Source organism: Nocardia gipuzkoensis (genome assembly GCF_021183645.1).
Lineage (GTDB): Bacteria > Actinomycetota > Actinomycetes > Mycobacteriales > Mycobacteriaceae > Nocardia > Nocardia abscessus.
Map to the genome: position 1 here is coordinate 1,540,494 of NZ_CP089225.1, position 25,487 is coordinate 1,565,980.

18 protein-coding genes are annotated in these 25,487 nt (G+C 68.7%); 8 read left to right on the forward strand and 10 right to left on the reverse strand.

The window, feature by feature from the left end; all coding sequences use genetic code 11:
- Nucleotides 1–2: 2 nt before the first annotated feature.
- Nucleotides 3–194, reverse strand: a complete 192-nt coding sequence (locus LTT66_RS07200) for a PspC domain-containing protein (protein ID WP_233065365.1) — start codon at nt 192–194, stop codon at nt 3–5.
- Between the two features lie 146 nt (nt 195–340).
- On the opposite strand from LTT66_RS07200, the gene LTT66_RS07205 reads away from it, so the two are divergent.
- Nucleotides 341–1,996, forward strand: coding sequence for an ABC-F family ATP-binding cassette domain-containing protein (locus LTT66_RS07205; protein ID WP_233065368.1), 1,656 nt, complete (start codon nt 341–343; stop codon nt 1,994–1,996).
- Nucleotides 1,997–2,496: 500 nt separating this feature from the next.
- Here LTT66_RS07205 and glmM read toward each other — a convergent pair whose 3' ends face one another.
- The 5 genes from glmM to LTT66_RS07230 all read right to left on the reverse strand — a co-directional run bounded on the left by glmM (nt 2,497) and on the right by LTT66_RS07230 (nt 9,511).
- Nucleotides 2,497–3,873 (reverse strand): phosphoglucosamine mutase, encoded by a 1,377-nt coding sequence (glmM, locus tag LTT66_RS07210; RefSeq protein ID WP_181722540.1) that lies wholly within the window; start codon nt 3,871–3,873, stop codon nt 2,497–2,499.
- Between the two features lie 215 nt (nt 3,874–4,088).
- Nucleotides 4,089–4,598 carry a 30S ribosomal protein S9 gene (gene rpsI, locus LTT66_RS07215; protein ID WP_233065372.1) on the reverse strand — a complete coding sequence of 170 codons (510 nt, stop codon included), beginning with the start codon at nt 4,596–4,598 and terminating at the stop codon, nt 4,089–4,091.
- Nucleotides 4,595–5,038, reverse strand: coding sequence for a 50S ribosomal protein L13 (rplM, locus tag LTT66_RS07220; protein ID WP_040864934.1), 444 nt, complete (start codon nt 5,036–5,038; stop codon nt 4,595–4,597). The genes rpsI and rplM overlap by 4 nt, the downstream gene beginning before the upstream one ends.
- A gap of 176 nt (nt 5,039–5,214) precedes the next feature.
- Complete coding sequence (locus LTT66_RS07225; RefSeq protein ID WP_408638754.1) at nt 5,215–6,903, reverse strand: hypothetical protein; 1,689 nt, start codon at nt 6,901–6,903, stop codon at nt 5,215–5,217.
- 106 nt (nt 6,904–7,009) lie between these two features.
- Nucleotides 7,010–9,511, reverse strand: coding sequence for an FHA domain-containing protein (locus LTT66_RS07230; RefSeq protein ID WP_195067251.1), 2,502 nt, complete (start codon nt 9,509–9,511; stop codon nt 7,010–7,012).
- Between the two features lie 108 nt (nt 9,512–9,619).
- On the opposite strand from LTT66_RS07230, the gene LTT66_RS07235 reads away from it, so the two are divergent.
- Nucleotides 9,620–11,065: a neutral zinc metallopeptidase gene (locus tag LTT66_RS07235; RefSeq protein WP_233065379.1), complete on the forward strand. Its 1,446-nt coding sequence runs from the start codon at nt 9,620–9,622 to the stop codon at nt 11,063–11,065.
- Nucleotides 11,066–11,151: 86 nt separating this feature from the next.
- Here the strand turns inward: LTT66_RS07235 and LTT66_RS07240 are convergent, their stop codons facing one another.
- Nucleotides 11,152–12,492 carry an FHA domain-containing protein gene (locus tag LTT66_RS07240; protein WP_233065384.1) on the reverse strand — a complete coding sequence of 447 codons (1,341 nt, stop codon included), beginning with the start codon at nt 12,490–12,492 and terminating at the stop codon, nt 11,152–11,154.
- 145 nt (nt 12,493–12,637) lie between these two features.
- On the opposite strand from LTT66_RS07240, the gene LTT66_RS07245 reads away from it, so the two are divergent.
- From LTT66_RS07245 to LTT66_RS07260, 4 genes are all read left to right on the forward strand, one after another.
- A complete protein-coding gene (locus LTT66_RS07245; RefSeq protein ID WP_233065386.1) occupies nt 12,638–13,843 on the forward strand; it encodes a DUF7373 family lipoprotein in 1,206 nt (401 codons plus the stop codon).
- A 109-nt stretch (nt 13,844–13,952) separates the two neighbouring features.
- Nucleotides 13,953–15,152 carry a DUF7373 family lipoprotein gene (locus LTT66_RS07250; protein WP_233065388.1) on the forward strand — a complete coding sequence of 400 codons (1,200 nt, stop codon included), beginning with the start codon at nt 13,953–13,955 and terminating at the stop codon, nt 15,150–15,152.
- Nucleotides 15,149–16,378 (forward strand): DUF7373 family lipoprotein, encoded by a 1,230-nt coding sequence (locus LTT66_RS07255; RefSeq protein WP_233065391.1) that lies wholly within the window; start codon nt 15,149–15,151, stop codon nt 16,376–16,378. The genes LTT66_RS07250 and LTT66_RS07255 overlap by 4 nt, the downstream gene beginning before the upstream one ends.
- An 82-nt stretch (nt 16,379–16,460) precedes the next feature.
- Nucleotides 16,461–17,996, forward strand: coding sequence for a serine/threonine-protein kinase (locus LTT66_RS07260; protein WP_233065393.1), 1,536 nt, complete (start codon nt 16,461–16,463; stop codon nt 17,994–17,996).
- A gap of 89 nt (nt 17,997–18,085) precedes the next feature.
- Here LTT66_RS07260 and LTT66_RS07265 read toward each other — a convergent pair whose 3' ends face one another.
- On the reverse strand, nt 18,086–18,571 hold the full coding sequence (locus tag LTT66_RS07265; protein WP_233065395.1) for an imine reductase family protein: 486 nt from the start codon (nt 18,569–18,571) through the stop codon (nt 18,086–18,088).
- A gap of 507 nt (nt 18,572–19,078) precedes the next feature.
- Between LTT66_RS07265 and LTT66_RS07270 the strand changes: the two genes are divergently transcribed.
- Both LTT66_RS07270 and LTT66_RS07275 read left to right on the forward strand, forming a co-directional pair.
- Complete coding sequence (locus tag LTT66_RS07270) at nt 19,079–19,396, forward strand: WXG100 family type VII secretion target (RefSeq protein ID WP_043720033.1); 318 nt, start codon at nt 19,079–19,081, stop codon at nt 19,394–19,396.
- Between the two features lie 36 nt (nt 19,397–19,432).
- Complete coding sequence (locus LTT66_RS07275; RefSeq protein ID WP_062973176.1) at nt 19,433–19,735, forward strand: WXG100 family type VII secretion target; 303 nt, start codon at nt 19,433–19,435, stop codon at nt 19,733–19,735.
- Nucleotides 19,736–19,856: 121 nt separating this feature from the next.
- Here LTT66_RS07275 and LTT66_RS07280 read toward each other — a convergent pair whose 3' ends face one another.
- Together LTT66_RS07280 and eccCa are read right to left on the reverse strand one after the other, a co-directional pair.
- Entirely contained in the window at nt 19,857–21,299 is a 1,443-nt protein-coding gene (locus LTT66_RS07280; RefSeq protein ID WP_233065397.1) for a type VII secretion-associated protein, read from the reverse strand.
- Nucleotides 21,299–25,333 carry a type VII secretion protein EccCa gene (gene eccCa, locus LTT66_RS07285; RefSeq protein ID WP_233065399.1) on the reverse strand — a complete coding sequence of 1,345 codons (4,035 nt, stop codon included), beginning with the start codon at nt 25,331–25,333 and terminating at the stop codon, nt 21,299–21,301. The genes LTT66_RS07280 and eccCa overlap by 1 nt, the downstream gene beginning before the upstream one ends.
- Nucleotides 25,334–25,487 lie beyond the last annotated feature (154 nt).

Here is a 25,487-nt window from a genome sequence, read left to right on the forward strand (position 1 = left end):
GCTCACTTCTTCGGCATCAGCAACCACAGGACCAAGTAGATGATGAACTGCGGACCGGGCAGCAGGCACGAGACAACGAACAGCAGACGGACGACGTTGGCGTTCCAGCCGAGGTACTCGGCGAGGCCACCGCAGACGCCTGCGATCCACTTGTCGTGGGTGGAGCGGGTGAAACGGCGGGTCGGTGCGGTCATTGGTCTTCCCTCTCTGGCGGTGAGCGCTACGACCTCCACTGTGCCCCGCTCCGGGGGCCCCGCCATCGGCCCGGCGGCCGATACCGACCCTGATTTCTCCCGGGGCGAGGTCAGGGTGCGACCCCGAGCACGGCAGACTCGTGCAGGTGAGCACCACTCTGCATGCCCGCGGCCTGTCGGCCGGTCACGGCGAACGCACGCTGTTCGCCGACCTCGATCTGACCCTCGCGCCGGGTGACGTGATCGGCTTGGTCGGCGTGAACGGCGCGGGCAAGTCGACCCTGTTGCGCATGCTCGCCGACCGGCACGCGCCAACGGGCAGCATCACGCTCAGCCCCCCGGACGCCACGGTCGGTTACCTGGCCCAAGAGGCACAGCGGGTCGACGGCGAAACCGTCTTCGAATTCCTCTGCCGCCGAACAGGTGTCGCCGAGGCGCAGCGAACCATGGACGCCGCGGCCGAGCGCCTCGCCGAAGGCGGGCCGGACGAGTACTCCCCCGCGCTGGAGCGCTGGCTCGCTCTCGGCGGGGCCGACCTGGACCAGCGCGCCGACGAGGTCGCCGCCGACCTCGGCCTGGCCGCCAGCCTGCCGGGCGGGCTGGACACTCCGATGACCGGGTTGTCCGGTGGCCAGGCCGCGCGCGCCGGACTCGCCTCCGTCCTGCTGTCCCGCTTCGACATCCTGCTGCTGGACGAGCCGACCAACGACTTGGACCTCGACGGACTGGCCCGGCTGGAGCAGTTCGTCGCGGGCGTGCGGGTGCCGCTCATGGTGATCAGCCACGACCGGGAGTTCCTGGCGCGCACCGCGAATCGCATCGTGGAGCTCGACCTCGCCCAGCAGCAGGTCGGGCTGTACGACGGTGGGTACGAGGCGTATCTGATGGAGCGGGAGATCGCCCGCCAGCACGCGCGCGAGGCCTACGACGAGTACGCCGACACCAAAGCGGGCCTGGAGACCCGTGCCCAGATGCAGCGCAACTGGCTCGAACACGGTGTCCGCAACGCACGCCGCAAGGCGCGTGACCCGAGGAAGCTGGACTCGGACAAGGCGGGCCGCAAGATGCGCGCCGAATCCACCGAGAAACAGGCCGCCAAGGCCAGGCAGACCCAGCGCCGCATCGAACGACTCGACGTGGTGGAGGAGCCACGCAAGGAATGGGAGCTGCGCATGAACATCGCCGCCGCCCCGCGCAGCGGCTCGGTGGTGGCGACGCTGTCCCAGGCGACGGTCAGCCGCGGCGACTTCACGCTGGGTCCGATCACCACCCAGGTCGACTGGGCCGACCGCATCGTGCTCACCGGGGCGAACGGCTCCGGGAAATCCACCCTGCTGGCGATGCTGCTGGGAAGGCTCCAGCCGGACAGCGGATCAGCGAGCCTGGGCTCCGGTGTCCAGATCGGCGAAGTGGACCAGGCGCGCGGACTCTTCCGCGGGAACACCGCGCTGGCCGATACTTTCGGCGCCGAACTGCCGGACCTGCCGGAAGCGGAGATACGCACGCTGCTGGCCAAATTCGGCCTGCGCGGCCCGCACGTGCTGCGACCGTGCGACACACTCTCCCCCGGTGAACGCACCCGCGCCGCCCTCGCCCTGCTCCAAGCCCGCGGGGTGAACCTGCTCGTGCTGGACGAGCCGACCAACCACCTGGACCTCCCCGCCATCGAGCAGCTGGAACAGGCCGTCGAATCCTTCACCGGCACACTCCTGCTGGTCACCCACGACCGCCGCATGCTGGACACCGTCCGCGCAACCCGCCGCTGGCACATGACCGCGGGCGTACTCACCGAAACGCACTGACCGTAACCATCGCCCTCTGGCGAGACCGACAGTGCCACACAACCGAAGTCAGTTCCCCGCCCCCCACCAGCAACAGCCGAGACTCACAGCCGCCCGATGCCCCCTCACGAAACCCCGGCCCACCTACGGATTCGAGCGCGGGCATCCACCGTTCGCGGCCCGGCTCGCGTCCGAGCGGCCACCACGCACGCGACGAGTCACCGATACCAGCCCACCCGCGGCCAACCACACCAACCGCCTGCACTGAATCCTGAACTCGGAGAGCGAGGCGCCCTGCTCACCTCAGACCCCGGTTCAGAGCGCTGCGAGACCACAGCTTGCGCCGCCACGACCCGGATACACAAACCACCAGCACCGGCCAACCTACAACCAGCCACCACCAACCGCGTGCACTGAATCCTGACTCGAGAAACCAACGCCCCCAGCGCACCCGAACCCCAGGTTTCGAGCGAAGCGAGACCGAGCATGCGCCGTTCGCGGCGCCGCAGGCGCTGGAAAAATCACACAGCCGCGACCCGCTTGGCCAGGTCGTCCGCCAGTTGGCGCGCCTGGGCCGGGTCGGTGGCCTCCACCATCACTCGCACCAGTTGCTCGGTGCCGCTCGGCCGCAGCAGCACGCGCCCGGAGTCACCGAGCGCCCGCTCCGCCTCGAGCACGGCGTCTCGGATCTCGGGTGCGCGTGCGACCACGGCTTTGTCGCTGACCGGCACGTTCACCAGGATCTGCGGCACGGGCTGCAGCACGCTCGCCAGGTCGGCCAGGGTGCGCCCGGTCTGCGCCATCCGCGCCATCAGGCGCAGCCCGGTCAAGATGCCGTCGCCGGTGGTGCCGTAGCGCGGGAACACCACGTGCCCGGACTGCTCGCCGCCCAGCGTGAAGCCGCCGCGCCGCAGCTCCTCGAGCACGTAGCGGTCGCCGACGGCGGTCGTGCGCAATGTGATTCCGGCCGCCCGCATGGCGATGTGCAGACCGAGGTTGCTCATCACCGTGGCGACCAAGGTGTCCGCGGTCAGTTCGCCCGCCTCGTGCATGGCGAGGGCCAGGATCGCCAGGATCGCGTCACCGTCCACGACATTGCCGTAGGCGTCGACGGCCAGGCAGCGGTCGGCGTCGCCGTCGTGCGCGAGGCCGAGATCGGCGCCGTGCTCCACCACCGCGGCCCGCACCTGGTCGAGATGGGTCGAGCCGCAACCGTCGTTGATGTTCAGCCCGTCCGGCTCGGCGTTGATGGCGATCACCGTGGCGCCGGCCTCGCGGTACGCGGCGGGCCCCACCTCGGAGGCGGCGCCGTGCGCGCAGTCGACCACGACGGTCAGCCCGGACAGGTCGCGCCCGGTGGCCTCCACCAAGTGCTCCACATAGCGCTCGTGGGTGCCCGCGAGGCTGTACTGGTCCGGGATGGCCAGGCCGTTGTCCCGCGCGCCCGCCGCGTTGCGCACCCGTCCGATGCCTGCGCCGGTCGGGCGGAACGGCGTCTCGGCGGCGACGAGCGCCTCGATGCGGTCCTCGATCGCGTCGTCGAGTTTGTGCCCGCCCGCGGCGAAGATCTTGATCCCGTTGTCGGGCATGGGGTTGTGCGAGGCGGAGATCATCACGCCCAGGCACGCGTCGTACAGGCCGGTGAGGTAGGCGACGGCCGGCGTCGGCAGCACCCCCACCGAGAGCACGTCCACACCCGCCGCGGTCAGCCCCGCGGTCACGGCGGCCTCGAGCATCTCGCCGCTGGCCCGTGGGTCGCGGCCGACCACCGCGAGCGCGCGCTTCTTGCCCCGGCTCAGGATCTGCGCGGCCGCGCCGGAGACGCGCAGCGCGAACTCCGGACTGAGCGACTCGTTGGCAAGCCCGCGGACTCCGTCGGTGCCGAACAACCGTCCCATACCTCGCCCCTCATTGATGATCTGTGGCGTGAGCGTCGGCCCTGGAGGCACCGGCCTGTGCAGCACGAAGGCCCCGCGAACGCCGCGTCTTCATACAGCGCGAGAGCAGGCGACCAGCTGTTCGCTGGGAGCCTGCTCTCGTACAGCTGCCGCGACGACCGTACCGCGTCCGGCACCGCGAGGGTGCCGGACGCAGTAGGTCGACGATGCCGAAATCAGCGCTTCGAGTACTGCGGCGCCTTACGCGCCTTCTTCAGACCGTACTTCTTGCGCTCGGTGGCACGCGGGTCACGGGTCAGGAAGCCGGCCCGCTTGAGGGCGGGACGATCCTCCGGGGTGACCTCGATCAGGGCGCGGGCGATGGCCAGCCGCAGGGCGCCTGCCTGGCCGGACGGGCCGCCGCCGACCAGGCGGGCGTGCACGTCGAAGGACTCGGTGCGCTCGACGGTCACCAGCGGCGACTTGACCAGCTGCTGGTGCACCTTGTTCGGGAAGTAGTCCTCGATGGTGCGGCCGTTGAGCACGAAGTTGCCGGAGCCGGGCAGCAGGCGCACGCGCACGACGGCCTCCTTGCGGCGGCCGACGGTCTGCACCGGGCGGTCGATCACGACCGGCGGGTAGGACGCCGAGACCTCGGGGTCCTCGTAACCCGCGCCGTCCTCGACAGGCTCTACGGCGTCGAATTCCTCGACGAGGTCCTCGTTGAATTCCTCGGGAGCGGTCACTGGGCCACCTGCTTGATCTCGAACGGAATGGGCTGCTGGGCGGCGTGCGGGTGCGTCGGGCCCGCGTAGACCTTCAGCTTGCCCGCGATCGCGTTACCGAGCTTGTTCTTCGGGATCATGCCCTTGACGGCCTTCTCGACGAGCCGATCGGGGCGGGTCTCCAACACCTGACCGACGGTCCGCGACTTGAGGCCGCCCGGGTGCCCGGAGTGGTGGTGGATCAGCTTGTCCTGCCGCTTGTTGCCGCTGATGGCGACCTTGTCGGCATTGATGATGATGACGAAATCGCCACCATCGACGTGCGGGGCGTAGGTCGGCTTCGTCTTGCCACGCAGCAGATTCGCTGCCTGGACGGCGAGACGGCCGAGCACTACGTCAGTGGCGTCGATGACGTACCACTTACGGGTCACGTCACCCGCCTTGGGGCTGTACGTAGGCACAGTGCTTCCCTGTCTGTCGTCGGTGTTGCCAGCCGAGCGTGTGGTCGAGCTGTTTTCCCGGCGGCCGGTGGAGACCCGGGACTCGGTGGACGCACGGCGATTCACCAGGAATCGACCGGACGTTCCACACGCCAACGAGCCACGATACCAGCGGGGTATCGCGGGAAGAAATCGCGTCAGATCTCGATCGGCGGGCCGAGGTCGATGGCGCCGGGCGGGCCGGGTACCAGGTACCGCAGGGTGTCGACCTCGGGCCGCCCGCACTCCGCGACGCTTTGCTGGGCTTCCCTCTGGTTTCCCCGGGCGGTGGTGACCCCCGGTCGGGGCTGGGTGATGGCGTAAGGAACGGCCGGGCACGCGACGGGCTCGGCGAGTTCGTCCGAGACGATCGATCCCGCGTCGCGGACGACCGGCCGCGCGGTCAGCTCCACCCGATCACCCGCGGACGGCAGCGCGACCACGGCCAGCGCCACCGCTCCGACGACGGTATTGGCTCCGAACAAGTTGCCTTTCATCTTGTTCCAGAGCTTGCCTTTGCGGTGCCGGTCCTCGTCCTCGGACTCGGTGCCAGGGGCCTGCCATCCGCCTTGGTGCTGTTGCCCGGGGTACGGCTGCTGCTCCGCCGCTCCCGGATAGGGAGGCCGCGGGCCGAGCGGCGGCACCGGCCCGGACGGCGGGCCCGCGACGTCGCCGGCCGGAGGCCGACCGGTCTGATCGTCCGGCGAACTCGGCGGCCGGGTGAAGCGGCTGCCCAGCTCGGCGAGGTTCGGCGGGAGACCGCGGGGCACTTCGTCGCGCCCGATCCTGGTGGTCGCCTCGTCGGGCTGGGTGGGGTATCCCGGCCCGTACTGGACGCCGGGCACCGGCCGGACCGACGGCTGTTCCTGGGAGTGCTGCCCAGCCTCGGCCGGGCCCGGCTGCGCCGGTTGCTGCGGGGCGTACTCGGCCTGCGGCCGCGCTTCCATCGGGCGCTGCGGGGCGGGCGCGGGTTCGGCGTGCCTGCCCGCGGGCTCCGGTTCGTCTGCTTCCGTGTCGCTCACCAGCAGGTGCGCCGCGCCGAGCACGAGCGCGTGCATCGGATGGTCGGCCACTTGCAGCCGATGCCCGAGGTGGTTCTGGAAGGCCAGGCGCAGCGCGTCGTTGAAGCGCACGTTGCCCGACAGCAGGACCGTCGAGGTGTCCGCGCCGATCGAACGGGCCGCCGCCATGACCTCGATCACCACGTCGTCCGCCGACCGGGCGTCGCGCATGGCCGCGGCGTCGACCGGGACGTCGACCGACTCGGTGGGCTGCTCGTCATCGCCGTGCACCGCGACCACCAGCATGCTGCGGCCGTCGGAGTACACGCCCGTCGCGCCGATGCCGCGCGGCATCGTCCGGTCCGGCGGCTGCACCAGGCCGAGCGCGCGGACGTAGCCGGACAGCGCGACACTCTCCGGTAGCGGCTCCACGACGACGTCGAGTTGTTCCACCATCGCGGCGTACATCTCCACCTTCTCGTCCGGCCAGTTGTCCGGGAAGGGCAACGCCACCAGGTCCGGTTTGCCGCGCAAGTGCTTGCCGATCTCCGCGAGCGGGTTGTACATACGCGCGCGGAAGACCAGTTCGGCGGGCCAGGTCGCGCCCGCCACCACGATCTGCGGATGCCCGAGGATGTCGCGCACGTCGGCGATCGCCATCCCGAGATCCGGCCTGTTGCGTTCCACGCCTGCTGTATGCAACCGGCCCGACGAATCCGCCAGCAGATAGGCCGGCGGCGTCCACATGCCCTCCACCTGCACCGGGCGGATGGGAATCCCACCGCCACCGGCGGCCACGGACACCACATCCCAGCCGAGATGCACTGCCCCTACTCGCACCGTCACAGGCATAAGTGTGCCCGGTCCGCGGCCGAGATGCTCGTCGTTGCCTTCCCGCGCCGCTCGGCGCCGTTTCGGCGCACCGGGGCGCTCGCGAACCGTTCGGACCGCCTCACGCCGCCGACTTCTTCAGTCGCAACCGACGCCAAGTGAAAATCGCGAGCACCAGGGTGATCAACAGCAGCACGCCGACATCCAGCGCCCATATCTCCGGCTTGTGCTGCCAGAGCGTGTCGGGCTGCGCGTTCAGGAACAGCTCGCGGATGTTCACCGTCGAGGCGCCCGTCGCGTATCCCCAGCGAGCCGGGAACAGCCAGGACACCTGCTCGAGCACGACGCGACCGGTGACCGGGATCAAGCCGCCCGCCATCACCAGCTGGGCCATGATGGCCACCACCAGCAGCGGCATCACCTGTTCGTTCGATTTCGCCAGCGAGGAGAGCAACAGGCCGACGACCACGCAGCAGATCGCGGTCAGTGCGATATCGATGTACAGCTCCGCGCTGCCGGAGGCCAGCACCGCCCCCTCGCCCGGACGCTTCTTGCCCGCGAGCACGATGCCCACCAGCACCGCCGATTGCAGCAGCGCGGTCAGGCTGAACACGGCGATCTTCGCCATCAGGTACGCCGAGGGCAGCAGTCCGACCGCGCGTTCGCGGTAGAAGATCGTCCGTTCACCGACCAGGTCGCGCACCGTGAGCGTGGAGCCCATGAAGCAGGCGCCCAGAATCAATACCACCAGTAGCTGCTGTGTTTCGCTGCCGCCCTCGGGCACGAAGCTGCCGTCCGGCAGCGCTTTCAGCGCGCCGCGTTGGAAACCGTTCTTTCCCGGCACCACCAGCGAGAGCCCGCCGAGGATGAACGGCAGGATCACCAGGAAGGTCAGATAACCGCGATCGGCCAGGATCAGCCGGACCTGACGGCGCGCGAGGGTGGAGAACTGCTTGCCGCGGCTGGACTGTGGCGGACTGCCCGCGGACCCGTACGGCTGTGGGGGCGGCGGGGGCGGCGGCGCGAACGCCTGCCGGGAACGATAGGCCGCGAACGCCTGATCCGGGTTGGCGGCGACGTTGGCGAAGATCTCCGCCCAGTCGCTGGTGCCGAGCGCCGCGCCGACGCCGGCCGGGTTGCCGCAGTAGGCGGTCTTGCCGCCGGGCGCCAGCAGCAGCACCTGATCGCACATGTCCAGGTGCGCCACCGAGTGGGTCACCACGATCACCACGCGGCCCGCGTCGGCCAGTTCCCGCAGCATGACCATGACCTGGCGGTCCAATGCCGGGTCCAGGCCCGAGGTCGGTTCGTCCAGGATTAGCAGCGACGGACCGGTGAGCAGTTCCAGCGCCACCGAGGCCCGCTTGCGCTGGCCGCCCGAAAGGCGGTCGACCCTGGTGTCGGCGTGCTCGGTGAGCGAGAGCTCCTGCAGCACACCGTCGATGACCTTCTGCCGGTCCGCTTTGCTGTTGTCGCGCGGCAGCCGCAGCTCGGCCGCGAAACCGAGCGCCTGGCGCACCGTGAGCTGGCGGTGCAGCACGTCGTCCTGCGGCACCATGCCGATGCGGGAGCGCAGCGCCTCGTACTCGGCGTGCAGATTGCGGCCCTCGAAGGTGACCACGCCGCCGGAAGGCCTGGTGGTGCCCGCGATCAGGCGCGACAGCGTCGATTTACCCGCACCGGACGGGCCGATCAGCGCGGTGAGCGTCCCGCGGCTGGCCGTCATGTTCACGTCGACGAGCAGTTGCTTGTTGCCCTCGACGGTGAAGCCGACTCCGTGCACCGCGAGCCCCTGCTCGGCGACCGGCTTCTGCCGGTGCACCAGTGCGCCCTGCTGGACGACGAAGTCGACGTTGCCGACGGTGATGATGTCCCGCTCGCGCAGCACCACCCGTTGCTGGCGGTGCCCGTTGACGAAGGTGCCGTTCGCCGAACCGAGGTCCTCGATGACCAGCCCCTCCGCGGAGGAGACCAGCCGGGCGTGCTTGCGAGAGGCCAGCGGATCGTTGACGACGATCTGGTTGTCGGTGGTGCGGCCGATGCTCAGACCGGACTGGGGAATCCGGTCGGCGCGGGCGATGGGCGCGGTGCTGGCCCTGGCCCGGACCGGCGGCATGTTCGAGGTATCGGCCCTGGTCGTCATGTTGACGTTCAGCGCGGGCGCAGGCGCGTCCTGGGGCGCCGGGTACTGCGGACGCTGGAACTGCTGCGGCGGCCGCCGGACCGCGTGCGGCGGCGGACCGGGCTGCGCCGGACCGGGCTGCGGCGCCGGTTGCGCCGGGCGCACCGAAGGCCGTTGCGGGGGCTGCGGGTTCGCGGGCAGCAGGTGCAGCAGCGGGCCGCTGATGGCGTCACCGAGCCGGACCTGGGTGGGGCGGTCGATCGACACCGGCTGGGTCAGCCTGCGCGCGTCGACGAACACCCCGTTGGTGCTCTTGTTGTCGGTCAACACCCAGGCGCTGCCCTGCCAGGCCAGCGTCGCGTGCACACGCGAAACGAGCGGGCTGTCGACGAACAGCGTCACCTCCGGCGCACGGCCCATCGTGACCTGCTGGCTCGAATCGAATACTCGTTCGTTTCCATCATGGCGCACGGTGATGGTCTGCGCCCCCGGTGAAGACATGCAGCGGATACTATTCCATCGCCCGGACATCGGCGGTGCCCCCGATGCGCCAATTGCCCCGATCCGGCGACCGATGTGAACGCTGTGCCGGCCGACCTAGGGGGAGCCTTGCCGAGAGTCGACGCGCCCGCGCTTGTCGCGGCTCTGCTGGGGATTCTGGTGCTGGCCGGCGGGTGCACCCGCTCGGTCGACGGCCACGCCGTCTCCATCTACCACGATCCGTTCAAGGTCGCCGGACTGCCCACCACGAGTGGCCCGAGCGGCCCGCGCACCGGCGTACCCGACAGCCCGCTGACCGCGTCCAACGGCGACAGCGGCCCGGTGGACACCCTGGCGCTCAACGCCGTCGACGACATCCAGACCTACTGGCGCGACGCGTTCGGCAAGGAGTTCCAGGGCGAGTTCAAGCCCGTCGAGAAGCTGCTGTCCTGGAGTGCGAAGTCCGCCCGGGGCGAGGCGGTCGAGTTCTGCAAGGAGACCACCTACCGCTTGGTGAACGCCGCCTACTGCCGTCTGGACAATTCCATCGGCTGGGACCGGTCGGTCCTGCTTCCCACCATGGAGGAGACCTTCGGGAAGATGGCCGTGGTGATGGTGCTCGCGCACGAGTACGGGCACGCCGTGCAGACCATGGCCAAGCTCGTCGGGCCGAAGGACCCGGTGATCGTCAAGGAGCAGCAGGCGGACTGCTTCGCGGGCGCGTTCATGCGGCACGTCGCCGAAGGCAAGGCCGCGCACTTCACGATCAACACCTCCGACGGCCTCAATTCGGTGCTCGCCGCCACCGTCGCCATCCGCGACTCCGACCCCGACGACCCGGAGAGCGTGCACGGCTCGGCCTTCGAACGGGTCACGGCCGTGCAGATCGGTTTCACCGACGGTCCGCGCGCCTGCAAGGGCATCGACATCGATGAGATCAATCAGCGCCGCGCCGACCTGCCGCAGACGTTCAGCGACGACGCGGGGCACGGCGAGCATCCGATCACGAAGGAAAGCCTGATCGAGCTCACCAAAGCGCTCAAAGCGATCCTGCCGGTCGAGGACGAGCCGACCTACAACTATTCCCGAGCGACGATCGAATGCCGCAACGGTGTTGTCACCGCACCGGTCTCGTACTGCCCGGCCGAGAACACGATCGCGACAGATATACCGGCGCTGGCCGAGCGGGGCACTTCCAGCGTCGATGAGGACGACCCTCTGCCGCTCAAGGTGACCGGCGACTACAACGGCTACGTCGTGTTCATCTCGCGATACACGCTGGCCGTCCAGCAGAGCCGCGGCCAGAGTCTGGTCGGCGCCAAAACCGCACTGCGCGCGGCCTGTCTGTCCGGAGTGGTCACCGGCAAGCTGGCCGAATCGGGGCGGCCGGTGAACCAGGGCGATATCAAACTCGCCGCGGGCGATCTCGACGAAGCGGTTTCCGGTCTGCTCACCGACGGGCTGGCCGCGAGCGACGCGAAGGGCAAGACCGTCCCCAGCGGCTTTTCCCGTGTCGACGCCTTCCGCGCGGGAGTCCTCAACGGCGAAAGCACTTGCATGGCGCGCTACTCGTAAACAGAGGTGCCGCAACCGAATGTCTGGGCACCTATCGGTAGCCGACCACATGGTTCATGCGGGCGCCGGAAGGTCGTCGGCGGAAATCAGCGGCCGAACGGTGGCGGCGCGGCCAGTTCGAAGCGGAGCACACGGTTGCCGAGCATGATCTCGGCGCCCGGGACGAGCACCATGGATTGGTGCGGCGCCAAGCGCACCCAGTCGCGGTAGCCCGGCAGCCGGGTCCGGGTGCCATTGGTCGAACCGCTGTCCACCACCGTGACGTCCCAATTCACCAGGCGTATCTCGGCGTGCGCCCGGGACATGCCGCCGGAGGCGTCGTCGACGCGCAGCGGGACCAGTCCACTCTCCGCGGCCGGAGAACGCTCCGGGTCGCGGCCGATCACCGCGTCCGCGGCGAGCATGTAGGTCATGCCGTCGTCGAGGATCAGCATGCCCAGCGGCGGGCGGACCACTTCGATCAGCGCCTGGGTCTGGTCCACCGGCATGCCGCAGACGGTGCAGAACGCCGATCGCGGATCGCTGGGATGCGCTCGCGCACATTTGAATCCCATCACCTTGACGGTGAGCGCGGTGGCCTTCGCGGTCGCCTCCAGCCGACGCTGCAGTGCCGGGTCGGGCCGCGGCGCGGGATTGGTGCCGCCCACCTGGGTGGGCGCGTGGTGCGGGTCGATCGGCGTCTGCTCGGCCTCCGCGTCGAGCATCGCGGTGGACGGCGCGGTCGGGTACCGCGGTTGTCCGGCCACGTGCCGCGGTTGCGGCGCGGGCTGCGGCTCGGATCCGGTGCGCTGCTCGGCTTCGACGCGCGCCGTGGGCAGTGGCGCCGTCTCCGGGCGGCGATGCGCGCCCGCGGGACGGGACGCCCCGCCCTCACTCCACGCGTCGGCGCCGGAGCCCTCCGACCAGACGATCGCGCCACCCGCCTGCGCGATGCCCTCCACCAGCCGGCCGATGCCGCGCTCCGGTGGCAGATCCGGGATCCGGCCCTTCCCGTCGTCGACGAACAAGGCCGCCGCTCGTGCGGGCACCGCCGCGACCCGATCCACCGTGAACGCGGCGTCGCTGCCGCGGTATCGCTCGAACACGCCGTCACCGGCCAGCACGGCGGTGACCGCTCCGTGCAGGAAGATCGCCACGCCACCGTGCTCGGCGGCGGAGAGGATGCCGAAGTCGATCGGTTCGCCCGGGCTGATCCGCTCGGCGTGTTTCATGAGCCAGCGCGTCGCCTGCCGCGCCACCAGGGCGCCGGGCCCGTCCGGCTCCTGATCGGTCGCGTCGCGCACCAGTTCGGACAGTGATGCGAGGGCGACGGCGGCGGGCGAATCCCGGGTGGGCCTGCCCGGTCCGCGATGCGCGACGACGACGACCGCGCCCGCGACCCTGGCCACGGCGTGACTGCCTACGACGACCTCGACCTGCCGATCCATCAACGGTATCGGCCTCCACCGGGGGTGCAGTGCGGGGTCGTCGCCACACCGACAAGGGTATTGCAATAGGAACACCATCGGTCCCCCTGCCCGCCCTCCGTCGGGTAACTTCATGGTCAGCAACGGGAGGAACGAGGGGCCTGAGATGGTTCGGACGCAACGCATCGCACTCACCGCGTCTTGCCTGGCATTGGCAGGGATGCTGGCCGGTTGCGCCGGGGTGCAGGGCACGCCGACCGCGGGTGAGATCGATGTACGCATGCTGGAAGTCGGCACCTATCCCGTCGACAAGCACGAGTACAGCCAGGAGTCCGGCGGCAAAGGCGCGCTGTTGGAAGGCATGCGGATGTCCGACGCCGTGGTCCCGACCGTGCGCATCGACCCCGCGCTGAAATTCGGCCGCGGCAGCACCGTCGTCGTGGACGCCGAGCAGGCGCTCGACTTCGTCGCCAAGGTGTCCAAGCCGGTCTTCGACAATCGCAAACTGGTCGTCGGGTACGCCGCCAGCGGCGCCGACCGGCCCGATCCCGCCGGCCAGACCAACCCGGCGCCGGACACCACCGCGGTCACGAACGCCGTGTTCCGCTTCCCGGACGAGGCCACCGCGAAGCTCGCCGCGCGCGAACTCGAGGACGTCGACATCGCCGTCTCGCCGGACAACCGCAAACTCACCTCGGCGAAATACCCCGAGGCATTCATCCACTGGCGGCCGGGCGTCGCCAACGTCGGCACCTTCATGGCGCACAAGGAATTCGTCATCTCCTTGTTCATCCAGCGGCCCACCGCGGACGGCGACGACCTGGTGAAGTGGGTCGACAAAACCCTGGCCGCCGAAGTCGCACAGCTGGACAAGTTCGCCGCGACCCCGGTGAACAAGCTCGACAGCCTGAAGGTCGATCCGGACGACCTGCTCGCCCGCGTCGCGGTGGCCGACCGCAAGAACCGCGCTCCCGATCCGGCCGCGTTCGCCGTCTACGGCGGCTACCACACGGTGCACCGCGCCGACGACGAGTCCGTCCACCTGCGCCTGATCGAGGACGCGGGCGTGGATCACATCGGCCTCGTGGACGACAGCTACGTCGCCCGCACCCGCGACGCGGCCGCCGCCCAGAAGCTGCTCACCGGCCTGCAGGAGAGCGAAGGCGCCCACTACGACCCCATCAGCGCCCCCAAGGACGTGCCCGGAGCCAAGTGCTTGAAGCTCAACAGCAAGGGTGACCCGGACCGGGAGTACAAGTACCGGTGTTACGTCGCGTACAAGCGGTACGTCGGAGTCGTCACCAGTGATAAGGAACCCGACGTGCGACAGAAGGTCGCCGCGGAGTATGCGCTGTTGGCGAACAGTTTCTGAGTTCAGCACCGGTAGGCGCCCACGCTCTCGCGGTCCCTGATCGCGGGTGAGCGAAGTAGGATTCCGGCGCAACTACCGCAGTTAGGGGAGGGAAGTGCAGCACGGCGTCATGTCGAAATCGATTCGAACCGCCTGTGCCCTGGTGCTGGCCGGAGTCGTCGCCGTCGCGGGTGGCGCGTGCGGTGACTCGGAGGCCGGACCCGAGCAGTCCGCGCCGCCGGTCGACTTGGCGCAGCTCGACGTGGGCAACTACGCGACTCAGCCACGCGCGTTGGGGACCGCGAAGAATCCGGAGCAGGCGCGCATGATCGAGGCGGAGCGGCTGGCGAACTTCGTGCCACTGCCGTCGGACATCGACCCCGCGTTCGTTTCCGCGAATCCGTCCATCGCCAAGGTCTTCCTCGATCCGAAGGGATCGCTCGGGCGCATCATGGACGTCTCCCGGTTCGGCGAGGCCGCACCGGATTTCGTGTCCGGGTTCCTCAGCAGCGCGGGCAGCGCGCCGGACAACCGGGGCACGGACCTGGTCAACGCCATCCTGATCTTCCCCGACGAGCAGAAGGCGACCGCCGCGGCGGCGGCCCTGGAACGCGTCGACTTCGAGGCCAACAACCGCAACACACCCGTGCAGATCCCGAAGTACCCCGCCGCGCACGCGCACTGGCAGCCGACGGACCAGTCGATCGGGTCGTGGTTCGCCACCGGGAAATTCGTCATCTACACCTGGGTGTACGACTACGCGAAGGTCTACCTGGAGAAGGTCGACCTACCTCAGCTGCTCACCCTGGTCGAGAAGAGTCTCGACACCATCGTCCCGGCGATCGGCAGGTTCACTCCGACCCCCGTCGACCAGCTGATGAGCTTGCCGATCGATATGGACGGCATGCTCAACCGCGCCCTGCCGCGGCCACGGGAAGACTCCTGGATCGACCCGCCGGGGGCGTACACGGGCCAGGGCGCTCTGCACTTCACCACCGATTCGGCCGAGGACCGCAGGAGCATCGAAGCGGCCGGAGTGGACCGGTACGCCACCGACGGGACCGATCTGTTCCGCGCACGCGACGCGGCAGCCGCCGTACAGCTGCGGGAAGAGCGCGGTGGTCTGACGAAGAAGTTCCGCGCCACCGAGTCGCCCAAAGGGCTGCCCGCGGCGCGCTGCAAGGAGTACATCGGCAACAGGACGGTCGTCGTCCGGTTCTACTGCTCCGTGAGCTACGACCGCTACGCCGCATTCGCGTGGTCACATCAGTTACTCGATGCGCAGCAACGCATCTCCGCCCAATACGCCCTGTTGGTGAATGCCGCATGACCACATTCCGCACTGCCACCGCGGCACTCGCGTGCGCACTGGCCGCCGCGATCCTCACCGGTTGTGGTTCCACCATGCCGGGCACCGCGCATCCCGGCGAGATCGACGTCCGCCGTCTCGACACCGGCAACTACCCCACCGAGCCGCTGAACGCGCACGACGACGATTACCAACCGCTGTTCATCGACATGGGCAAGGTCGCCGCGATGCGGCTGGCCGATCACGTCGCGTCCGCCTATGACATCGATCCCCGGATGAAGTACAGCTGGACGCCCTCGAGCGTCAGCACAGGGGTGCTGCCCGGCGAACTCGGACGCCCCGAGGACATGAAGCCGATCGCGGAGCGGAACCGGATGATGTACGGGTTCCATACCAACGGGTCCGACCAGAACATCAGCCTGTTCGCCTCGGGGTGGCCCACCAAGCCCCGGCCCAACTCCACGACGGTCGCCACGACCGTCATGCAGTTCCCCGACCCGGAGCGTGCCCGCCAGGCCGCGACCGAGTTCCACGACGCCGATCTCGGCGCCTACCGCGACCAGAACGAGCCGGTCACGCTGCCTCGGCAGCCGCAAGCACGAGCGCACTGGCGTCCCGGCTCGCCGTTCCTGCGCACCGTGCTCGCGCACGGTCCCTATGTGGTGGCGTTCCTCGTCTCAGCGAACGCCCCCGACCGCAACGCCCTGATCGCGTTGGCGGAGAAGGCCTACGATGTCCAGCTACCGATGCTGGACCAGTTGCCCGCGCTCACCGAAGAAGAGATGCTGCGGCTGCCCTGGGACCCCGAGCATCTGCTCAGCCGCACCCTGAATCCGGCCAAGGTCCAATCCCCGAGCTACGACGACTCGCACGCCCTTTTGGGTCTTCGCGGAATCATCCAATACGCCGAAGACCGTGATTACGCGAAACAACGTTTCACCGCGATGGGCGCCGAGAAATTCGCGGTCTCCGGCGGAACGCTGGTCATCCGCACCGCGAGCCCGGAGGCGGCGCGCCGGGTCGCCGCGGAACGCATCACTCCGACGGTGGTCGCCACAGCGGTGGATCCGCCACAGCATCTGCCGGATTCGGCGTGTGTGGAGAACCGGTCCGGGCTTTTCGACGACCGGCGATTCACCTGCGTCGTCGCGTACAAAGAATACGTCGGATTCGTCGCGGCGAATCAACTGCTGGACGCTCAGCAGCGAGCTGCCGCACAGTATTCCATTTTCGCGAACAGCCGATAATGCCGCACTTTCGTCGCGACCCGGTTCCGATATGCTGCGTGGCGAACGCAGCGGCCCGCGTCCAGTCAGGAGATCGTGAAATATGGCGCTGAGCCCCGGGACCATCGTCGGCGGGTACCGCATCCTGCGGGTGCTCGGCGCGGGCGGGATGGGCACGGTGTATCTGGCCAAACATCCCAGCCTGCCCAGGACTGACGCGCTGAAGGTGCTCGGTGGGGAACTCAGCCGCGATTACGAGTTTCGTACCCGATTCGAGCGCGAAGCCAATCTCGCCGCCGGGCTCGATCACCCGAACATCGTCTCGGTTTACAACCGCGGTGAGGAACACGGCCAGCTGTGGATCGCCATGCAATACGTGGACGGCACCGATGCCGCCGCCGAACTGGCCCGCGATCCGCATGCGATGAATCCGCTGCGGGCCCTGCGTATCACGACCGAGGTGGGTAAGGGCCTCGATTACGCACACCGCAAGGGTCTGCTGCACCGCGACGTCAAACCGGCGAATTTCCTGCTGTCCACCCCCGCCGACGGTGAAGAAGAACGCGTCCTGCTCACGGATTTCGGCGTCGCCAAAGCCAATGACGACACCACCGAACTCACGCAGACCGGCAGCTTCGTCGCAACCATCGCCTATGCCCCGCCCGAGCAGCTCACCGGTAGCCCGCTCGACCACCGCGCCGATGTCTACAGCCTCGCGTGTTCGTTCTTCAAACTGCTCACCGGCCGCAATCCCTACCCCGGAACGCAACCCGCGCTGGTGATGATGGGGCATCTGCACGAGCCCCCACCGCTGGCCACCGCGGTCAGCCCCGGTCTGCCGCCCGCCATCGACCACGTCCTCGCCCGGGCCATGGCCAAGAACCCGGCCGAACGCTTCCACAGCTGCCGGGAATTCACCGACGCGGCCGCGAGCGCTCTCACTCCCGGCTACAACCCCGTGGCCACGAATACTTCCCCGACCTATCCGATCCAGGTTTTCGATCCGCGACCGCGGACCGATCCGCGCGTCGCCGTCTCCGGGCAGGGCAGCACCGGCACGCCACCCGCGCGGAGGAACTGGCTGCTCGCCGCAGCCGCGGGCGTCGTGACGGTCGCCCTCGCCGCGGGAATCGGTATCTGGGCACTGAATCGGGACGGATCCGCTCCCGGGCCCACGGGCGCCACACCGACCAGCACGACCGCGCTGTCACCGCTGGACCGAGCACGGGCGGACAACCCGGTGTTCCGGGGGAAGACGATCACGATGGTGGACGTGCCGCGCGGCTCACAGGTCTCGATCTTCCTGGGCGGCACTCCACAGACCAAGTTCCTGGAGGATCTCGGGTTCGTCTACAACTTCAACTACGGGCGGCAGGGCGACGAGGCGTCGCCGAGGGAACTGACGTCCTCCACCAGGCTCGAGGTCGCGCCGGACGGCTATGTGCTGGCCGTGCGCAGTGACGAAAAGGCCGGTGGCGGTGGCCTGCTCGGTCTGCCGTACCAAGTAGCGGGCACGCGCGCGACGGTGATTCCACTGGACGATCCCGCAGCCGTAGCCGCCCTTCGCAATTGGAGCGAGTCCTCGCAGCAAACATTGCTCGACCGCCTGGTGCCGGTGCTGCGCAATCGGGTGAAGTAGCCGACTCGTCGTTCATCGACGCAGCCAGGCGCCGAGAACACCGGGAGTTCGACGGAGAGCGGCTTCGTTCCGGCTCCGGGTTTCGATCGCTAACGGCGCAGGAGGTCCACGACGCCGGTGGTCGACTCGTTCCCGCCGCCTTCTGCGACCCGGCGCTGCATCAGTGCCATGAAGGGCGTGAGAAGTTCGGGGCTGACGCCCTGTTCGGCCGCGGTACGCAGCAACGTCGCGTTCGACTCGACTCCCTCGGCGTAATCGCCGCTCGCCAGCTGCGCGGCGGTGCCGTACGCGTACCCTGCCATCGCCTGCTGGTAGCCGACCAGCAGGGGCGCGAACTCTACCGGTGAGATGTCCTCTCCACCGATCAAGGCGAAGGCGTGCGCTGCACCGGCGAACATCCCCCACATCCCGCTGAGGAGAGCGATGTCGTACAAGGCCGCGAAACCGGCGTCCGCGCCGACATAAGTGACACCGGCGGGTACGGCCAAAGTCTCGGCATGGGTCTCGTGCAGTTCGGCCGAACCGCTGTAGAAGATGTACCCGCCGGGGACGAGTCCGTACCCTCCGATCGTCACTGACGATGCCCGACCGAATAGCGGACAGCAACATTCGAGTCACGTCGGATATCCCTTCGGGACACTCGAACCCGAACGGCCCGAGGGGAATCAGGGCGGGGACCAGGTCCGCTTCGTGAGCTTTTCGCGGTTGCGGACGACCGGCTTTCACCGCGGCCGAACTGCAATCTGCTGGTAGCGGCGGACTTAGGCGTTCGGTAAGGTGTACCGCAGCCAGCCCACTCGCCGATCATTTCAGCAGCGAGCAGGGGGAAGGAGGGGAGCCGAGCGCTGGCGTTGACAAGTCATGCAGACCCGGACCGCATCGTGGTCTTCCGAGCAGGCCCGTGTGTGGCCGCCGAAACCACGGACGAGCCGGGCTCAGGGGCGCAGTGCCCTGATCCCGTGGGGCGAAGCCGACTTTCTCGAGTCGGATGGAACCGATCAGACCCGCACCGCGTCCAACCAGATGTACAGGCCAACTGAGGCTTCCGCCGTTGGCCGAGACGGGAACCGAAAGGAGCCGAAATGGCAGGACAGCTCGAAGCGAGCGAAGAGGCGATCTCGAAGTTTGTAGACAACTGCCGGCAGCGGCATCAGGATCTGCAGACCGCGATCACCGCACTGAACAGCAAGTCGGATCAGACCACCGCCACCTGGAGCGGTGCGGCGCGTCAGGCGTTCGACACGTTCATGGACAGCTACTTCGCCCAGGCGCGGAAGCTGAACGACCAGCTGGATCAGACGTCGGACAAGCTCGCTCACGCCGGCCGGAAGTTCGCGGACCAGGACCAGCAGTTCGCCCAGCAGGTGGCGGCGCAGTCCTCCAGCCTGGACCTCCCCTGATCCGATAGCCGTACCACAGACAACAAGGAGCTCCCCATGGTAGCGAACGACCCCGGTCGGATTGCCTCCAACTTCGGCGAGGTCGAGGCGGGCGCACAGGCCATCGTGGCCGAGGCGCGCAGCGTCATGACCATGCTCGAAGATTTCCACAAGCAGGTCACCGACTTCGTGACGAACTACTGGAAGGGTGACGCGAACGACGCGTTCGCCTCGCTGCAGGCCCAGTGGAACACGCAGGTCACGCAGCTGAACACCACGCTGGAAAGCGCGGGCAAGATGGTCAGCAGCGGCAACTCCGATCTGCAGGGCACCGACACCGCGCTGGCGGGCCTCTTCTGAGATCCCGTCTCGGCTGATTCGAGCCCTCGGTACTTCGGTGCCGGGGGCTCGAATCGTTCTACACTCGAAGGCTTTCCATTACAGGCGACACCGCCTACAGGCGACACCGCCGCACGGCAGGTCACGGGACGACGCGGACCGAGTCTCCGAAATTCGAGCACGGGGTTTCCAACTGACTCCACCCGTCTCCCGCATACTGGCAACCGATGCTGACCTGAATGCCATGCTCCAACAGAACATGCCACCGGACGGTTGATCCGTCGCCGGGGCTTTCCGAGTAGGCCAGGCCGGAACGGCCCCCGAACACGACGTCGCGTTTCAAGTCGGTGAGCACCCCTGGCGGGCGCTGCGCGATCTGCGTCTCCAGCTTCGCGGCGACCTGTTCATAACCGGAACCCGCCGCCAGCGGCGTCTGCATCATCGTGATCCGCTGGCGGGCACCGGCTTCGGGAACGAGATCGACACGGGCGCGTCCGCCTTCCGGCGACGGAGCGACTCGCCAGCCCGGCGGAACCTGAAATCGGATGCGGCCGAACGCTTCAGGTGACGCGCCTATCGAGGTGCCCACCGGCGGCGTGGCGCTGGTCGGCGCCGCCTCGGTGCCCGGGGCGGCGGTAGCTCCGTCGTCTTCACGACCGGACAAGACCACCGCGCCGACCACCGCCAAGGCGACGGTCAACACGGCCGTGATCGCGGCGATCGCGAAACCAGCTGTGCGATAGCGCGATTGCCGCTGCTCGGCGGCGCGTTCCCGGAGCGGTTGCATCCACTCGGTGGACGCGGGCGCGGGCGACGGTTCTGGTGAATCGCCTGGTTCGAGCCGACGACCCCGGACGAGATCCACACCGGCGACCGGACGCAGCTCGACGGCAGCGCCCGCGGCCTGCTCGATCGCGGACCGCAGAAGGTCGAGTCTCGCGGTGTCTGCGAGGCCGACCACTTGGGCAAGGTCGATCAGGCCGCCGTCGAGCAGCCGAGCCACGAGCGCGCGCAAGCTCGCGAACCCCGGTGATTCCGCGGTGATGTCGTCGAGCGCGAGCGTGGGCTCGAGTTCGCAGGATTCGACATGCACGCCGCGATGGCTCCGGATGACCGCGGACGCGGTGGTGGTCAGCATGGCGAACTCCAGGACCAGCGTGCGCCGACTATGGCTGGTGCCCTCGTCCGCCGCTATCGAGCGCACCGCGATCTGCTCGAACACGACCTTCTGCGTGCAGCGGCGCGCCGCGTGTTCCAGCACATCGCGACGGTCGGCGCCCCATTCGGTGGGGCAGATCAAAGTCATCCGGGCGCAGGGCGCCGGAATGCGCAGATTCTCCAGCACATTCGCGAACACGGCCGCCATCGCGTCCACGACCGAGGGCGTACGGGGCGGCAAGGCAATGGCGTCGGCGGGCACGAACTGGACTACCGAGCCGACCTGCGTCCGCGGGTTCAGCGGCTGCCCCACCACCAGATCGAAGCCGTTGCTGCCCAGGACGACCGATGGCGGCACGTCCCAGTGCGTGTCGGCGCCCCGCGCCCAGACACGCGCCTCGGTGACGACGAGTTCGACCTCGGACATCAGAGCGACGGCATCCAAGCCGTCTGCACCAGGCCCTCGGTGTTCCGGGTGACGTAGGTGCCCCGGCCCGGGGGCATCGGGCTCGGACGCTTCGTGCCCATCAGGACACCCTCGTCCTTGCTGCAGCTCAGAATCAGGCCCGCGGAGCCCAGATCCCGCATCCTGGCGAGTGTGGCCTCGAACATCGCCCTGCTCGCACCGCCGGAACGCCGGGCGATGATCACGTGGAAGCCGAGATCGCGAGCGTGCGGCAGGTGTTCGAGCAGGGCCTGGACCGGGTTACCCGCGGACGAGGCGACCAGGTCGTAATCATCGACGATGACGTACAGTTCCGGTCCGCTCCACCACGAGCGATCCCGCAACTGCTGCGGAGTGACGTCGGGCCCCGGAGTGCGCTTGCTGACATAGGCGGCCAGGTCGTTCATGTTCTGGGTGAACTGCGGCGCCGTCGAGCCGTAACCGGCCAGGTATCCCTCCGGGACCAGACCGAGCATGCCGCGCCGGTAGTCACCGAGGATGAAGCGGGCTTGGTCTGGGGTGTTGGACGCGGCGATGCCCTCGATCAGCGAACGCAGCAGCGTCGTCTTTCCCGATTCGGTGTCGCCGATGATGATGAAGTGCGGGCTCTCCGCGAAGTCGATGTGCACCGGCGCCAGTTCGGACTCGTTGATGCCGAACGGGATGCGCAGGCACTTCGTGTTCGGGTCGACCTGCGACGGCCAGTCGCCCGCCAGGTACAGCAGTTGCTCGCGGGAGAGCTGCTCGGGCAGCATACGGACCTGCGGGGCATGCCGGCCCGGCGTCAACCTGGCGATGGTGGCGACCGCGTCCGCCACGGCCCGGGTGAGGTCGGTGGGGTCGGCGCTGCCGTCGATGCGGGGCAGACCGGTGAGCATGTGCAGGCACTCGGGCGTCATACCGCGCCCCGGCCGCCCCTGCGGAACCAGCGAGGCGAACTTGCGACCCAGATCGGAGTCCATCGGATCGCCCAGGCGCAGCTCGATCCTGGTGCCGATCTGATCCTTGAGCGCCGGCCGCGCCTCCGCCCAGCGATTCAGCGCGATCACCACGTGCACGCCGTAGGACAGACCCTGGACCGCGAGATTCATGATGGTCTGCTCGAGCATCTCGAAGTCCTGGCGGATCGAGCTGAAACCGTCGATCACCAAGAAGACGTCGCCGAACGGATCCTCGTGCGCACCGGCGGCGCCCGGGCTCGCGGCCGGGTCCATCGCGCGCAGCCTGCGGAAGTCCGCCATCGATTCGATGCCCAACTGGCGGAAGCGCGCCTCGCGCTGACGCACGATGGTGGTCATCTCGGCGATGGTGCGGCGGACCTGGTCCTCGTCCAACCGGCTGGCCACCGAGCCGACGTGCGGCAAGCCCTGGAGGCTGACCAGGGTGCCGCCACCGAAGTCGAGGCAGTAGAACTGCACCTGTTCGGCGGTGTGCGTCAACGACATCGCCATGATCAGGGTGCGCAGTGCGGTCGACTTGCCGGACTGCGGGCCGCCGACGATGGCGACATTGCCGCGGGCGCCGGACAGGTCGACGACCATCGGGTCGCGACGCTGGTCGTAGGGCCGGTCGACGATGCCGATCGGGGCACGCAGCGTGGACACCGCGGAGTACTCGCCGGTGAGGATGGAGCGCGGGAGAAGCTGGTCGAGCGTGGGCGCCTCGTCCAGCGGCGGCAACCAGATCTCGTGCGCCGGGCGGCCGTGGCCGCGGATCCGGGAGACCAGCATGGTCACGTTGGACAGCTGCTCGCCGTCCTCGTCCTGGTGTTCCTGTTCCAGGCTCGGTTCCGGTGGCAGCGGAACGCGATCCGCGGCACGGAAGTCCACATGTGTCGCGGTGAAAGGCCGTGCCTTGACGTCGATCTCGCCGGACTGCGTGGCCACGATCATGTCGCGCTGCGAGCCCCCGCCGACGTACGGGCCGGAGACATAGGAAGCCTGGAAGCGCTGGATCTCGCCGGAATCCGCCTTCAGGTAGCCGCCACCTGGATTGTTCGGCAGGTTGTAGGCGTCCGGCACACCGAGGACCTGTCGCGATTCGTTGGCGGAGAACGTCTTCAGGCCGATCCGATAGGACAGGTGGCTCTCCAGGCCCTTGAGCTTGCCTTCCTCGAGGCGCTGCGAGGCGAGCAGCAGATGCACGTGCAGCGAGCGGCCGAGCCGGCCGATCATGACGAACAGCTCCGCGAAATCCGGGTGCTGGGTGAGCAGTTCGGAGAACTCGTCCAGCACCACGAACAGCGCGGGCAGCGGATCCAGGTCGGCGCCCGCCGCCCTGGCCTTCTCGTATTCCGAGACGTTGGCGAAGTTGCCCGCGGCGCGCAGCACTTCCTGACGGCGGTTCATCTCGCCGGCCAGCGCGTCCTTCATGCGGTCGACGAGGTCGGCCTCCTCCTCCAGGTTCGTGATGACGGCGGCGACATGCGGCACTCCGTCCAGGCCGAGGAAGGTCGCGCCGCCCTTGAAGTCGACCAGCACCAGGTTCAGCTGGTCGGGCGAGTGCGTGGCCAGCAGGCTGAGCACCAGCGTGCGCAGGAACTCCGACTTACCGGAACCGGTGGCGCCGATGCAGAGACCGTGCGGGCCCATGCCGTTCTCGGCGGCCTCCTTGATGTCCAGTTCCACCGGGAGGCCGTCGGCGCCGACACCGAACGGGACGCGCAGGCGCTCCCGTCCGTAACGCGGCCGCCACGCGTGCTCCGGGTTGAAGGCCCCGATGTCACCCAGGCCCATCAGCTGCGCCCAGGTCGAGATCACCTCGGAGTCATCGGTTTCCACGTCACTGCTGCGCTGTGTGGCCGCACGGTACGGTGCGAGCCTGCGCGCCACCTGCTGCGCCTGCTCGGGGCTGATCCGGTCGATGAGCGCGAAGCGCTCCTGATTGCCGGTGGCGCCGCGGCCGACGCACTCGCCGTTCTCGACGATCATCTTGATACCGCGGGACACCGCCAGGCGCGGCGCGTAGCCGCACAGATCGATGATGGTGACACCCTCGTACCCGGATTCGCGCAGCTGATCGTCCTCGGCCTCGAGCAGGCCGCCGTCGACCACGAAGACGATGTGCACCATGTTCGCGTTGGCGGGCTGGTTGCGCGAGTAGCGGACCCGGTTGCCGAGCAACGGGTGCAGCCCCGTCATGGCCTCCCGGATCGAGCCGTAGAACATGCGCTGGGTGCCGATGCCGTCCTGCGCGTCGGGGTGCTGAGTGTGCGGGAGCCACTTGGTCCACTCCCATTCCGCAGCGGTGTCCGGGCCGCAGACGACCGCGACGAGCACCTGGTCCGGCGCCTGGAACATGCACAGCTGCACCAGCATCGCGCGGGTCATGTCCCGCGCCTGGGCGCGGTCACCGTCCAGCGCGATGGTGGCGAAGCCTTTGACCGCGATGGCGGTCGGCAGGTCGGGCACGGTCGAGTGCGCGCGCACGAAGCGGCGCAGCGAGACGGCGGCGATCGGCTCGAGCTCCTCGACCGGGCCGGTTTCCGGGGCGACCAGCCTGGTGGCCAGGCGCTGGCCGCCGAGACCGATGCGGGCGTGGCAGAAGTCCTTGTCCCCCGCGCGGCGCTCCCACATGCGGCTGGTGCCCGCGAGCATCCAGACCAGGCCGGGCTCCGGGTGGCTCCACTCGACGGAAGCGCGCTGCTGGCCGGCGGTCTCGTTGACGTCCTTGCGAACCTGGTCGAGATAACGCAGGTAGTCCTTGCGGTCCTCGTTCGCCTCGGCGGCCTTCTGCCCCTTGCCGCCCCCCTGACCGGCGAACATGCCGACCATCGAGAACAGCATCATCAGCGGGAACATCATGCTCATCGGATTGGAGGCGATACCGCCGCCCTGAGTGAACAGCAGGGCCATCATGCCGACCATGCCGATCACCATCACGACCGGCATCAGCTTCATCACCAGGTTTCCCGGTGTGACCCGGGGGATTTCGGGCGGTGGCTGTAGCGTCACCTCGCCACCGGGCGTTCGAGGCATCTCGCGGCGCGCACGGCGCTGGAAGCGGACAGTGCTCATCGACGAGAATCCCCCTTCGGCCAGCTGTGATCCGGCCTCAGTGTAGAGGTGACAGCCGACATGTCGTACAGTTCGACCAGCATTCTGCTGCCCGGACCCTGGGTTCGCAAGCTCGCACTCGGCCCGCGAGGCTGCGGAATCACGAGGTAGAAGA

Bases quoted from the DNA above. Each gene is read 5' to 3' on its own strand.
- LTT66_RS07200 (WP_233065365.1), bottom strand. From the start codon at position 194: ATGACCGCACCGACCCGCCGTTTCACCCGCTCCACCCACGACAAGTGG.
- glmM (WP_181722540.1), bottom strand. From the start codon at position 3,873: ATGGGACGGTTGTTCGGCACCGACGGAGTCCGCGGGCTTGCCAACGAG.
- LTT66_RS07230 (WP_195067251.1), bottom strand. From the start codon at position 9,511: ATGTCTTCACCGGGGGCGCAGACCATCACCGTGCGCCATGATGGAAAC.
- LTT66_RS07240 (WP_233065384.1), bottom strand. From the start codon at position 12,492: ATGGATCGGCAGGTCGAGGTCGTCGTAGGCAGTCACGCCGTGGCCAGG.
- LTT66_RS07245 (WP_233065386.1), top strand. From the start codon at position 12,638: ATGGTTCGGACGCAACGCATCGCACTCACCGCGTCTTGCCTGGCATTG.
- LTT66_RS07250 (WP_233065388.1), top strand. From the start codon at position 13,953: ATGTCGAAATCGATTCGAACCGCCTGTGCCCTGGTGCTGGCCGGAGTC.
- LTT66_RS07255 (WP_233065391.1), top strand. From the start codon at position 15,149: ATGACCACATTCCGCACTGCCACCGCGGCACTCGCGTGCGCACTGGCC.
- LTT66_RS07260 (WP_233065393.1), top strand. From the start codon at position 16,461: ATGGCGCTGAGCCCCGGGACCATCGTCGGCGGGTACCGCATCCTGCGG.
- LTT66_RS07270 (WP_043720033.1), top strand. From the start codon at position 19,079: ATGGCAGGACAGCTCGAAGCGAGCGAAGAGGCGATCTCGAAGTTTGTA.
- LTT66_RS07275 (WP_062973176.1), top strand. From the start codon at position 19,433: ATGGTAGCGAACGACCCCGGTCGGATTGCCTCCAACTTCGGCGAGGTC.
- LTT66_RS07280 (WP_233065397.1), bottom strand. From the start codon at position 21,299: ATGTCCGAGGTCGAACTCGTCGTCACCGAGGCGCGTGTCTGGGCGCGG.
- eccCa (WP_233065399.1), bottom strand. From the start codon at position 25,333: ATGAGCACTGTCCGCTTCCAGCGCCGTGCGCGCCGCGAGATGCCTCGA.